Source organism: Crassaminicella profunda, assembly GCF_019884785.1.
Lineage (GTDB): Bacteria > Bacillota > Clostridia > Peptostreptococcales > Thermotaleaceae > Crassaminicella > Crassaminicella profunda.
Genome location: NZ_CP082326.1, coordinates 4,064,510 through 4,077,538, shown reverse-complemented (window position 1 = coordinate 4,077,538; position 13,029 = coordinate 4,064,510). Strand labels below are relative to the sequence as shown.

Here is a 13,029-nt window from a genome sequence, read left to right as displayed (position 1 = left end):
AGTGATCATATGTTAAAATACGATATTGTTGTAGTTGGAGGAGGTCCTGCAGGACTTGCGGCAGCTATTGAAGCAAAGAAAAACGGTGTAGATAACATTTTAGTGATAGAAAGAGACAGAGAACTAGGTGGAATATTACAGCAGTGTATTCATAATGGATTTGGACTTCATGTTTTTAAAGAGGAGCTAACAGGACCTGAATATGCAGAAAAATTCATTACTGAGTTAAAAAATATGGGAATAGAGTACAAGCTAGATACAATGGCACTAGAAATCGGAGAAGAAAGAGTGATTCATGCTATTAATACAGTAGATGGATTTATGCGTATCAAGGCAGGTGCTATTATTCTTTCTATGGGATGTAGAGAGAGAACAAGAGGAGCTATAAGTATTCCAGGAACAAGACCTGCAGGTGTATTTACAGCAGGAACAGCCCAAAGATTTGTAAATATGGAAGGATACATGGTAGGGAAGAGGGTAGTCATCTTAGGTTCAGGAGATATTGGACTGATCATGGCAAGAAGAATGACATTAGAGGGAGCGAAGGTACTTGCAGTAGCTGAGTTGATGCCTTTTTCAGGAGGACTTACTAGAAATATTGTACAATGTCTAGAAGATTATCATATCCCTCTATACCTAAGCCATACCCTAATGGAGATAAAAGGAAAAGATAGGGTAGAAGGGGTAGTTATTGCAGAGGTAGATAAAAATAGAAAACCAATTCCAGGAACAGAAAAACATTATGATTGTGATACCTTATTATTATCTGTAGGACTTATTCCAGAAAATGAAATCTCTAAAAATGCAGGGATTGCTTTAGATCCAGTTACATCTGGACCAATTGTAAATGAATCTATGGAAACAAGTATAGAAGGAGTTTTTGCTTGTGGAAATGTAGTACATGTACATGATTTAGTAGATTTTGTAACAGCAGAAAGTAAAAGAGCTGGCAAAAATGCTGCAAGATATATTAAAAAAGAGATTAAAGCAGATGCAAAAACAGCAAAAACAAAACCAGGTGAAGGAATCCGATATATTGTTCCTCATATGGTTAGACCAGAAAATGTTGATGGGACACTAGATTTATTCATGAGAGTAGACAATGTATATAAAGATATGAACATGATCGTAAAGTTGGATGGAAAAGAAATCAAGAGAATGAAAAAGAAACATTTAGCTCCTGGAGAAATGGAATCTGTAAAAATCAAAAAAGAGGATTTAGGATTCGGAGAAGATGCAGTCATTACTGTTCAATTAGAAAAGGAGGGAGCATAAATGGAAAAACATCAATTAGTATGTATTGTATGTCCAATGGGATGTTATTTAGAAGTAACAAAAGAAAATGAAGAATATAATGTAACAGGAAATAAATGTCCTAGAGGAAAAGCTTATGGGATGAAGGAACTTACCAACCCTACAAGAGTTGTAACAACAACTGTAAAGATTAAAGGTGGACTTCTTAATAGACTCCCAGTAAAAACAAAAGAAGCTATTCCAAAGGAAAAAATATTTGAGTGTATGAAATTTATTGATTCTATAGAAGTAAAAGCACCTATTTCTGTAGGAGATATTATTGTAAAAGATCTTTTGGGAACAGGAGTAGATCTAGTGGCTTCAAGAAGTATGTAAAGAGAGTGTACAAAAAATGTACTCTCTCTTTTATGATTTTTGCGTAAAAAATAAATAAATAAAAGCTTCATAAGCTTATAGAATTATTTTCTAATATGATAAAATAGTAGCAAGAAAATAAAAGAATTTTGTTGGATGAAATGAAGGAGAATGAGTTATGTATGAAAAAATATTTGATCTAGATGTCCAAAAAAAGATGGATATTTTTTTTATGGAAGAATTATCTCAATGTGGTAGAGTTGAAATATTTCAAAAGGGACAAATTATTAATCCCAATCACCCTAACCATATTTATATTATTCTTGAGGGCGAAGTCAATCAAGTAATGTATTCTAGAAATGGGGATGAAATTATTTTTTATAGAATAACAGAGGGGAGTATATTTGGAGAAATAGATTTTTTCCATAAAAATAGAACCTTTGTGGTCAATAAAGCTGTGACTAAATGTAAAATATCTGTAGTAACTAGAGATATTGTAGAATGTAAACTAAAAAAGTATCCTAAAATATACGAATATTTTCTCATGAGTATTATTACAAAATATAGAATGGTTATGCTAGAATTAGCAAATTTTCAATCTAATGATGCTATGGGGAAATTAGCAGATTTTTTTATAAGGCTATACTATACAGAAAATATTAATAAAAAGAATAATATAAGCATTGTATTGACCCATGAAGAAATTGCCAATAGAATAGGTCTTAATAGAATTACAGTAACAAATAGTATAAAGCTATTTAAGGAGAAAGACTTGATAGAAATGAAGGACAGAAAAATAATTATTAAGGATATTGAAGGACTTAAAGGACTTACAAATATCCCTATAGAATAATCAGAAAAATATTCTGATTATTTTTTTATTTACCACAAATTGTAATCTAGACTACAGAAAAAATCTTTTTTTTTAGATAAAATTCCAATAACGACAAAAAATAAATAATAAAAAGAGGATGAATCATGAAAATAATAAAAGAAAAAATCGAAAGTAATTTTGATGAGTTTATTGAAGATCTCAAAGGTTTAATTCAAATACCTAGTGTTTATGAAGAGGATGAAAGTCCTTATCCTTTTGGTGAAAATATAGATACAGCTTTAAAAGAAATGTTATCTATAGCCAAAAAGCTAGGATTTAAAACCTTTTGTGATCCTAAAGGGTATTATGGGTATGCGGAATATGGAAATGGCCATGAAATGATTGGTATTTTAGGACATTTAGATGTGGTTCCACCAGGAGATTTAAAAAAATGGGATACAGCCCCCTTTCATCCTACTATTAAAGATGGGAAGTTATTTGGAAGAGGAACACAAGATGATAAAGGACCTACATTAGGAGCTATGTATGCTTTCAAAGCCCTTATAGATAGTGGAGTTCAAATTAACAAAAAAGTAAGATTTATATATGGAACGGACGAAGAATCTCTTTGGAGAGGGATTGCTCAATACAAGAAGAAAGAAAAAATGCCTGATTATGGATTTACTCCAGATGCAGATTTTCCATTAATCTATGCAGAAAAAGGACTTTTACAAATAAATTTAGTTGCAAAAAATGAAACCAATATAAGATTAGAAGGTGGAGATGCATATAATTCAGTTCCCTCAAAAATCTTATATGATACGAAGGATGCAGATACATTAGCAAAGATTTTAGATCAATTAAATTTTGAGTATAAAAAAGAGAATAATAGCATTATAGTTATGGGAAAAAGTGTTCATGCAAAGGATTCTGAAAAAGGTATAAATGCTATATGTAGATTACTCATAGGCATGAATAAAATGGGGCTTAAATCTAAATGTATTGATTTTGTAGTAGAGAATATATTAGAAGATGCATTAGCTAAAAAAGTTTTTGGAAAGTGCGAAGATGATGCATCAGGTCCTTTGAAATTCAATATTGGGAAAATAAAGATAGATGACAGTCATGAGACTTTAAATATTGATATAAGAATTCCGGTAACTGTAGAAAAGGAATTTGTTTTAGATAAATTAAATGAAGTTATAGCAAAATATGGATTTCGTATGGAAGAAAACGATTACTTAAGATCTATCTATACGCCTCTTGATTCTGAACTTGTAAAAACTTTGATGGATGCGTATGTAGAAGTTACAGGAGACTCAAAAAGCTTACCTATTTCGTCTGGGGGAGCAACCTATGCTAGAGCTATGGACAATTGTGTAGCTTTCGGAGTAGCTTTTCCATACACAGAAGAAACGGAACATCAGCCTAATGAACATATTCAATTAGACGAAATGAAAAGGGCTATAGAAATTTATGCATGTGCTTTATTAAAATTATTAAAATAAAAAATTTTAAAGCAAAAACTTAACCCTTTAGATAAAAAAGTTATTTTATCTAAAGGGAAAATCTATTTTTAAAGGAGGCATTGTCAAAAAAATTAAACAAATGGTAATTCAACAACATCTTTATATTGTAAGATAATATAATTATTATTCTATTTTAGAAAAATCCTAAAAATTAACACTAAACAGGAGGAACAATATGACTACAAAAAAAGAGAAGAAAAAACGAAGTTTTCCTACGGCTTATACGGTATTATTTATTGTTTTAATTTTTGCAGCCATTTTAACATGGACAGTTCCAGCAGGTTCATATGCAAAGCTTTTATATGATGGTGATGCAGGTGTGTTTGTAGTAACATCACCAGATGGGGAAACAACAGAGGAATATCCAGGAACACAAGAGACTTTAGATAATCTTGGAGTTAAGGTAGATGTTTCTAAGTTTACAGATGGAAGTATTTATAAAGCAGTGGCTATTCCTAATACTTATGAAGAATTACCAAGCAATCCACAGGGAATGGAGGAAATTCTAAGATCTCCTATTCAAGGGCTTTATGATACATCTGATATTATTATGTTTGTATTTATTATAGGTGGAATTATTGGAGTTCTTAATAGTAGTGGTGCCTTTGATGCTGGATTTGCAAGTCTTTCTCGTATGACAAATGGTAGAGAATACTTATTGATTGTAGTTGTTACTTTCTTAATATCTTTAGGAGGAACAACTTTTGGTCTTGCAGAAGAGACTATAGCATTGTATCCAATTTTGGTTCCTGTGTTCATGGTTGCAGGCTATGATGCCATTGTCTGTATAGCAGCTTTATATATGGGATCATCTATTGGTACCATGTTTTCAACAGTAAATCCATTTTCTTCTGTTATCGCATCTAATGCTGCAGGAATATCCTTTACAAATGGATTAACTATGAGAACAGTTGGTCTTTTAATTGCTACAATTATAACAATTGTATATATTGTTAGATATGCTGAGAAAATTAAAAAGAATCCTCAAGCTTCATTAATTTTTGATCAAAAAGCTGATATAGAAAAAAGATTTTTCCATGCAGATAAAGAGGTTCCAGAGTTTACAGGTAGACGTAAAGGAATGCTTTTTATATTTGCAATGACTTTTATTGTGATGATTTATGGTGTTTCCTCGCTAGACTGGTGGTTTGAGGAAATGACTACCCTATTCCTAGCTTCAGGAATATTGATTTGTGCAATTTCTGGAATGGGTGAAAAAAAGGCTGTAGGAGACTTTGTTACAGGTTCATCAGAACTTGTAGGGGTTGCGCTTACTATTGGTGTTGCTAGAGCTGTAAACATCATCATGGATAATGGATTGATTTCTGATACAATCCTTCATGGAGCAACAGGTATTGTTACTGGTATGAATGCTGGTATATTCTCTATATTGATGTTATTAATATTCTGTGTATTAGGATTCTTTATTCCATCTTCATCAGGACTAGCAGTATTATCAATGCCTATTATGGCACCTCTTGCTGATACAGTTGGATTACCAAGAGATGTAATCGTTAGTGCTTACCAATATGGACAAGGGCTAATGGCATTTATTACACCGACAGGACTAATACTCGTTACCCTTTCAATGGTAGATGTAACCTATGATAAATGGTTAAAATTTATTATGCCACTGATGGGAATTATCGGAGCATTTTCAGCAGTTATGTTATTAGTTCAAGCTTTTGTTTAAAATTTAAAATGAAGTTTTTATAAGTAGAAATCATTTTATAATATGATGATCAAGGCCTATGTAATTCTATATATGATTATAGATTTACATAGGTTTTTCAACAAAATTGTTTCTTAGAAGGTAGTTGTAATCTTGGTTGAGTTAATATATCTAGTAAAGTACCATGTCTTATAAGTAGTTTACTTATATTTTTGTAAGTGATTGAAAGCTTTTGTCTATAATATAGACAATGATGTTTCTATGAATAATGGATTGAAGTCATAATAAAGTGATACGAAGAACTGAAAAGCGAAGGAGGCAATAAAAATGGAAAGAGCTTATGAAAAATTCCTTAGATATGTAGTCATCAATACAAAATCAGATGAAGCTTCTGAAACCATGCCAAGCACCATGAATCAATTTGATTTAGCTCATGTATTAGTAGAAGAGTTAAAAGCTATTGGTATAGAAGATGCTCATGTAGATGAAAATTGTTATGTAATGGGAACCTTGAAGGGAAATGTTGAAAATGCCCCAGTGATCGGTTTAATTGCTCATTTAGATACAAGTCCTGACTGTTCAGGTGAAAATGTGAAACCGAATATAATCAAAAATTATGATGGGAAAGATATTGTATTAAATAAAGAAAAAAATATTATTATGCATGTATCAGATTTTCCTTATCTAGAAGATTATAAGGGACAAACTCTTATTACTAGTGATGGAACAACTTTACTTGGAGCTGATGATAAGGCTGGAATAGCAGAAATTATGACGGTTATAGAATATTTTATCAATCATCCTGAAACAAAACATGGGGATATTAAGATCTGTTTTACGCCAGATGAAGAAATTGGAAGTGGCGCAGACAAATTTGATGTAGATAAATTTGGGGCTGACTTTGCGTATACCATAGACGGTAGTTTTATTGGAGAAATTGAATATGAAAACTTCAATGCGGCTTCTGCTTCTATTAAAGTTCATGGGGTGAATATTCATCCAGGTTCAGCAAAACATAAGATGAAAAATTCAATACTAATAGGGATGGAACTGAATAATCTTCTTCCTAATTTTGAAGTTCCTCAATATACAGAAGGATATGAAGGTTTTTTCCTTCTAGATGAATTTACTGGAACTGTTGAGCTTACGAAGATGGAATATATTATTCGTGATCATGATATGGAAAAATTCTTAAGTAAAAAAGCTTTCCTTGAAAAATCTTGCCAATTTATCAATGATAAATATGGTGAAGGAACTGTAGAACTTGAACTTACGGATTCGTATTTTAATATGAAAGAGAAAATAGAACCAGTAATACATATCGTTGATTCAGTAGTAAAGGCCATGGAAAATGTAGGAGTAGAACCTATCGTTAAAGCTATAAGAGGAGGAACAGATGGAGCAAGACTTTCTTTTATGGGGCTTCCAACACCTAATATATTTACAGGTGGGTTTAACTTCCATGGTAGATTTGAAACTATATGTGTAGAAGATATGGATAAAGCTGTAGAAACTATTGCAGAGGTTATAAGATCTTATGGGAAATAAACATAAAAAGGGTTATTATGGAAGAGATAAAATAGAGATTATATAGTATAGATAAAATAAATTTAAAAGAATCCTAATCTATGAAAAGCCATAAGGTTAGGATTCCTTTACTTATTTTTTACTTAATATATAATAATATGATCTTTTATAAATTCTTATATAAATTTACATAAATATATAAAATTATACAAAGAAAATATTTACAATTTTTGTAGGAAGTGATATAATGCTTATAAATTCAATATAAAAAGGCATGAGAACTGGAGAGCCGTACAAATAGACCTGTGAAAATGGGTTTGAGTTTGTGCGATTTTTTATGCGTAAATAAAAATATATATTGAATGATTTAAATAAAATTTATTATAGGAGGGGATTTATATGAATCATAAATTGTATGAGAAAATAGAAGCAAATCCTGTTATTGCAGCAGTAAATAGTATGGAAAAACTTGATTTAGCTATTCAGTCCCCTTGTGAAATCGTTTTTTTGTTGACGGGAAATATATTTAATTTAAGAAAAATAATTGATAAAGTAAAAAATGCAGATATGGATATATATGTACATCTTGATTTGATGGAAGGGTTTTCTAAAGATATGATGGCATTAAAATATATTCATGAAAATATGAGACCAGATGGCATTATTACTACAAAAAGTAGCCTTGTAAAAACTGCAAGAAGTATGAATATATGTGCTATACAAAGATTCTTTATATTAGATTCTTTGTCTCTTGAGAGAGGGATTCATGCTATACATAATACAAGACCTGATGCAATAGAGATTTTACCAGGAGTTATGCCTAAAATTATAAAAAAAATTCATCATGAAACAAAGGTACCTGTTATAGGTAGTGGATTAATTATTGATAAAGAAGATGTGATTGAAAGTCTCAAAGCAGGAGCTATGGGGATTTCTACAAGTAAGGAAGAGATTTGGTATATGTAAAAATTTTTTAATCATGATAAAAATATATTGACATATTGTAGAATATAGTATAAAATCAACACGAAATTATACAGGTGAATAATGAAGGCAGGAGAAATGGAGAGCCGCACAAGTTAACCTATGAGAATGGGTTCAGCTTTGTGTAGCTTTTTTTATTCTCCACAAAGAAAAGGTTTTCTATAGTAAATGAATGTGTACAATGTACATAACATTTAATTATACATATTAAGAAAGGTGGCAAAAAAATGTTAGAAATGTTCAGACCTGCACCGGCCATTGCACGTATGGCAGACGACAAAATTGACGGTGCATACAAAAGATACCGATTCCAAGTATTCATGAGTATCTTTATTGGATATGCAGCTTATTATTTCATTAGAAAGAACTTTAATATGGCTGCACCTTATTTAATTGATACCTACGGATACACAAAAGCACAAGTTGGAGCGGTAGGTTCTGCATTAGGACTAGCTTACGGAATCAGTAAGTTCATTATGGGAAATATTTCAGATCGATGTAATCCAAGATATTTTATGGCAGCTGGACTTATTTTATCAGGTATTGTGAATTTAATGTTTGGTTTTGCATCATCTATTACAATGTTATGCGTTTTAATGTTCTTAAATGGATGGTTCCAAGGTATGGGATGGCCTCCATGTGGAAGAACAATGACACACTGGTTCTCAGATAAAGAACGTGGCGTAAAGATGTCTATTTGGAATGTGGCACATAATATTGGTGGAGCTTTAGTTCCAACATTAGCATTAGCAGGACTTGCAATGTTCTCTACTTGGAGAGGAATGTTCTACTTCCCAGCAGGATTATCTATTGCTATAGGGATTGGTATTTTAATCTTCATGAAGGATACACCTCAATCAGTTGGTCTTCCACCAATTGAAGAATATAAAGATGATTATCCAGATGTAAAAGTAGACGATAGAGAAAGAGAATTATCAGCAAAAGAAATATTAGTAAAATATGTTTTATGCAACAAATATATTTGGTATATTGCTATTGCAAATATTTTTGTATACTTAGTAAGATATGGAATTATGGACTGGATTCCGGTTTACTTAAAAGAAGTAAAAGGATTCAATATTAAAGAAGCAGGTGCAGCATTTGCATTATTCGAGTGGGCAGCTATTCCAGGAACAATTATTGTTGGATGGTTAAGTGATAAAATATTCCATGGAAGACGTGCACCTATGGGTGTAATCTGTATGCTAGGGGTAATTGCAGCAGTATTTACTTATTGGAAGAGTGATAGTGTAATGGCTATTAATATAGCTGTTGCTTCAGTAGGAGCATTAATTTATGGACCAGTTATGCTAATTGGTGTTGCAGCTCTTGACTATGTACCTAAAAAAGCAGCTGGTACGGCAGCTGGATTTACAGGACTATTTGGCTATGTAGGAGGAGCAGTTTCTGCAAACATTATTATCGGTGCTGTAGTTGATAGTGCTGGTTGGGATGGAGCATTTAAGTTAATTATTGGAGCTTGTGTACTAGCAGTTATATTCTTAGGACTTACTTGGAATACACATGATAGATCAAAAGAAGAGAAAAAGGAAGCTTTAGCTAAAGCATAAAAACATAAAGCTTTTATATTGAAAATTTTTATTAAAAAACATTGAAAATAAATATTTAAAGGCGTGAGAATTGGAGAGCCGTATTAAAGTTAGTCTAAAAATTTAGGTCTAGCTTTATACGGCTTTTTTGTTTTGTAATTTTAAAGGAGGGAATCACATGTATGATGTAGCGGTAATTGGTGCCGGTATTATAGGAACTTTTATAACAAGAGAATTATCAAAATTTGATTTAAAAACTGTCATGATTGATAAAGAAAATGATATAGCAAATGGAACAACAAAGGCAAATAGTGCCATTGTCCATGCTGGATATGATGCAAAGGCAGGTACATTAAAAGGAAAGTTAAATGCAAAAGGAAATGCTATGTATGGAAAAGTTTGTGAAGAATTAGATGTACATTTTAAAAGAATTGGTTCATTTGTTATTGCTAGTAACGAAGAAGAAATGGAAAGTGTAAAAGATTTATATGAAAGAGGACGTAAAAATAATATTCCTGATATGAAGATTTTATCTCAAGAAGAAGTAAGAGCAATGGAGCCGAACTTAAATGAAGAAATTATCGGTGCTTTATATGCGCCAACGGCAGGAATCGTTAGTCCTTGGGAATTAGCTGTAGCATTAGCAGAAAATGCAGCAGACAATGGTGCCCAGATTAAGCTTGAAACGGAAGTTTTAGGAATTGAGAAAAACGAAGAAGGTTATGTGATTCATACAAATAATGGAGATGTAAAAGCAAAGTATGTATTTAACTGTGCAGGAGTATACGCACAAGAAATCAATGAAATGGTAGCATCAAGGAGTTTTAGTATTCACCCAAGGAGAGGCCAATACAATATTTTAGATAAAAGTACAGGAGACCTGATCAATCATGTAATCTTCCAAGCACCAACGAAACTTGGAAAAGGGGTATTAGTTGCTCCTACAGTTCATGGAAATCTATTAGTAGGACCAGATGCAGAGGATCTAGAGGATAAAGAAAATACATCAACTACGAGTGATCGAATTGAATTTATCAGAGAAAAATCAAGAAAAACAACTACAAAAGTTCCATTTAATAAAACGATTACAAGCTTTGCAGGATTAAGAGCAGTATCAAATGTGGGAGATTTTATCATAGAAGAATCAAAAGAAGCAAAAGGATTTATTAATGTGGCAGGAATAGAATCCCCTGGATTATCAGCAGCACCAGCAATAGCAGAATATGCAATTGACGTTTTAAAAGGTATTACAGGAGAACTTAAGGAGAGAAAAGACTTTAATCCAAGAAGAAAACCTGTGATTCGTTTTATGGAGTTAAGTGATGAAGAAAAATCAGAAGTAATTAAGAAAGATCCAAGATACGGAAGAATCATTTGTAGATGTGAAAACATTACAGAAGGTGAAATAGTAGATGCCATCCATAGAAATGCAGGGGGAAGAACGGTAGATGGTATCAAAAGAAGATCAAGACCTGGTATGGGAAGATGCCAAGGAGGATTTTGTGGACCAAGAGTTATGGAAATATTAGCGAGAGAATTAAAAATGGATATTAAAGATGTAGTAAAAGATAGCAAAGAAGCTTATATATTAACAGAAGAAACAAAGCAAAATACACCAGAAGAAGTAGTTGTAGAAACTTTAGAAGAGATAAAGATATCTTAAGGTAAGGGAGTGATACTATGTTGAAATATGATATTGTTGTAGTTGGAGGAGGTCCTGCAGGACTTGCAGCAGCTATTGAAGCCAAGAAAAATGGTGTAGATAACATTTTAGTGATAGAAAGAGATAGAGAATTAGGTGGAATTCTTCAGCAATGTATTCATAATGGATTTGGACTTCATGTTTTTAAAGAGGAGCTAACAGGACCTGAATATGCAGAAAAATTCATTACTGAGTTAAAAAATATGGGAATAGAGTACAAGCTAGATACAATGGTATTAGAAATCGGAGAAGAAAGAGTGATTCATGCTATTAATACAGTAGATGGATTTATGCGTATCAAGGCAGGTGCTATTATTCTTTCTATGGGATGCAGAGAGAGAACAAGAGGAGCTATAAGTATTCCAGGAAGCAGACCTGCTGGCGTATTTACAGCAGGAACAGCACAAAGATTTGTAAATATGGAAGGATATATGGTAGGGAAGAGGGTAGTCATCTTAGGTTCAGGAGACATAGGACTGATCATGGCAAGAAGAATGACATTAGAGGGAGCAAAGGTACTTGCAGTAGCAGAACTTATGCCTTTTTCAGGAGGACTTACTAGAAATATTGTACAATGTCTAGAAGATTATCATATCCCTCTATACCTAAGCCATACCCTTATGGAGATAAAAGGAAAAGATAGGGTAGAAGGGGTAGTTATTGCAGAGGTAGATAAAAATAGAAAACCAATTCCAGGAACAGAAAAACATTATGATTGTGATACCTTATTATTATCTGTAGGACTTATTCCAGAAAATGAAATCTCTAAAAATGCAGGGATTGCTTTAGATCCAGTTACATCTGGACCAATTGTAAATGAATCTATGGAAACAAGTATAGAAGGTGTTTTTGCTTGTGGAAATGTAGTACATGTACATGATTTAGTAGATTTTGTAACAGCAGAAAGTAAAAGAGCTGGCAAAAATGCTGCAAAATATATTAAAAAAGAGATTAAAGCAGATGCAAAAACAGCAAAAACAAAACCAGGTGAAGGAATCCGATATATTGTTCCTCATATGGTTAGACCAGAAAATGTTGATGGGACACTAGATTTATTCATGAGAGTAGACAATGTATATAAAGATATGAATATGGTCGTAAAAATTGATGGAAAAGAAATCAAGAGAATGAAAAAGAAACATTTAGCTCCTGGAGAAATGGAATCTGTAAAAATCAAGAAAGAGGATTTAGGATTCAAAGAAGATGCAGTCATTACTGTTCAATTAGAAAAGGAGGGAGCATAAATGGAAAAACATCAATTAGTATGTATTGTATGTCCAATGGGATGTCATTTAGAAGTGACAAAAGAAAATGATGAATATAATGTAACAGGAAATAAATGTCCTAGAGGAAAAGCTTATGGGATGAAGGAACTTACCAACCCTACAAGAGTTGTAACAACAACTGTAAAGATAAAGGGAGGACTTCTTAATAGACTTTCAGTAAAAACAAAAGAAGCTATTCCAAAGGAGAAAATGTTTGAGTGTATGAAATTCATTGATTCTATAGAAGTAAAAGCACCTGTTTCTGTAGGAGATATTATAGTAAAAGATCTCTTGGGAACAGGAGTAGACCTTGTTGCAGCAAGAAGTATGTAAAATAATTAAGACTCCTATTTACAAAAATGGGAGTCTTATTAAATA

General features: G+C 32.2%; 11 protein-coding genes. All 11 read left to right on the top strand.

Going from position 1 to position 13,029, the window contains the following annotated elements:
* Positions 1–9 precede the first annotated feature (9 nt).
* Positions 10–1,275 carry an NAD(P)/FAD-dependent oxidoreductase gene (locus K7H06_RS18725; RefSeq protein ID WP_223037526.1) on the top strand — a complete coding sequence of 422 codons (1,266 nt, stop codon included), beginning with the start codon at positions 10–12 and terminating at the stop codon, positions 1,273–1,275.
* Positions 1,276–1,629: a DUF1667 domain-containing protein gene (locus K7H06_RS18720; RefSeq protein WP_223037525.1), complete on the top strand. Its 354-nt coding sequence runs from the start codon at positions 1,276–1,278 to the stop codon at positions 1,627–1,629. It abuts the gene before it with no gap.
* A 157-nt stretch (positions 1,630–1,786) separates the two neighbouring features.
* Positions 1,787–2,461, top strand: a complete 675-nt coding sequence (locus K7H06_RS18715) for a Crp/Fnr family transcriptional regulator (protein WP_223037524.1) — start codon at positions 1,787–1,789, stop codon at positions 2,459–2,461.
* A 125-nt stretch (positions 2,462–2,586) separates the two neighbouring features.
* Positions 2,587–3,930, top strand: coding sequence for a M20 family metallopeptidase (locus K7H06_RS18710; RefSeq protein WP_246637580.1), 1,344 nt, complete (start codon positions 2,587–2,589; stop codon positions 3,928–3,930).
* A gap of 196 nt (positions 3,931–4,126) precedes the next feature.
* Complete coding sequence (locus K7H06_RS18705) at positions 4,127–5,644, top strand: YfcC family protein (protein ID WP_223037523.1); 1,518 nt, start codon at positions 4,127–4,129, stop codon at positions 5,642–5,644.
* Positions 5,645–5,950: 306 nt separating this feature from the next.
* Entirely contained in the window at positions 5,951–7,171 is a 1,221-nt protein-coding gene (pepT, locus tag K7H06_RS18700) for a peptidase T (protein ID WP_223037522.1), read from the top strand.
* A 378-nt stretch (positions 7,172–7,549) separates the two neighbouring features.
* Positions 7,550–8,116 carry a glycerol-3-phosphate responsive antiterminator gene (locus tag K7H06_RS18695; RefSeq protein WP_223037521.1) on the top strand — a complete coding sequence of 189 codons (567 nt, stop codon included), beginning with the start codon at positions 7,550–7,552 and terminating at the stop codon, positions 8,114–8,116.
* A 245-nt stretch (positions 8,117–8,361) separates the two neighbouring features.
* Positions 8,362–9,705 carry a glycerol-3-phosphate transporter gene (gene glpT, locus K7H06_RS18690; protein ID WP_223037520.1) on the top strand — a complete coding sequence of 448 codons (1,344 nt, stop codon included), beginning with the start codon at positions 8,362–8,364 and terminating at the stop codon, positions 9,703–9,705.
* A 157-nt stretch (positions 9,706–9,862) separates the two neighbouring features.
* A complete protein-coding gene (locus K7H06_RS18685) occupies positions 9,863–11,347 on the top strand; it encodes an NAD(P)/FAD-dependent oxidoreductase (protein ID WP_223037519.1) in 1,485 nt (494 codons plus the stop codon).
* Between the two features lie 20 nt (positions 11,348–11,367).
* On the top strand, positions 11,368–12,630 hold the full coding sequence (locus tag K7H06_RS18680) for an NAD(P)/FAD-dependent oxidoreductase (RefSeq protein WP_343216833.1): 1,263 nt from the start codon (positions 11,368–11,370) through the stop codon (positions 12,628–12,630).
* A complete protein-coding gene (locus K7H06_RS18675; protein WP_223037517.1) occupies positions 12,631–12,984 on the top strand; it encodes a DUF1667 domain-containing protein in 354 nt (117 codons plus the stop codon).
* The last annotated feature ends 45 nt before the right edge of the window (positions 12,985–13,029 follow it).

Coding starts and splice junctions, on each gene's coding strand:
- K7H06_RS18725 (WP_223037526.1), top strand. CDS start 10: ATGTTAAAATACGATATTGTTGTAGTTGGAGGAGGTCCTGCAGGACTT.
- K7H06_RS18720 (WP_223037525.1), top strand. CDS start 1,276: ATGGAAAAACATCAATTAGTATGTATTGTATGTCCAATGGGATGTTAT.
- K7H06_RS18715 (WP_223037524.1), top strand. CDS start 1,787: ATGTATGAAAAAATATTTGATCTAGATGTCCAAAAAAAGATGGATATT.
- K7H06_RS18710 (WP_246637580.1), top strand. CDS start 2,587: ATGAAAATAATAAAAGAAAAAATCGAAAGTAATTTTGATGAGTTTATT.
- K7H06_RS18705 (WP_223037523.1), top strand. CDS start 4,127: ATGACTACAAAAAAAGAGAAGAAAAAACGAAGTTTTCCTACGGCTTAT.
- pepT (WP_223037522.1), top strand. CDS start 5,951: ATGGAAAGAGCTTATGAAAAATTCCTTAGATATGTAGTCATCAATACA.
- K7H06_RS18695 (WP_223037521.1), top strand. CDS start 7,550: ATGAATCATAAATTGTATGAGAAAATAGAAGCAAATCCTGTTATTGCA.
- glpT (WP_223037520.1), top strand. CDS start 8,362: ATGTTAGAAATGTTCAGACCTGCACCGGCCATTGCACGTATGGCAGAC.
- K7H06_RS18685 (WP_223037519.1), top strand. CDS start 9,863: ATGTATGATGTAGCGGTAATTGGTGCCGGTATTATAGGAACTTTTATA.
- K7H06_RS18675 (WP_223037517.1), top strand. CDS start 12,631: ATGGAAAAACATCAATTAGTATGTATTGTATGTCCAATGGGATGTCAT.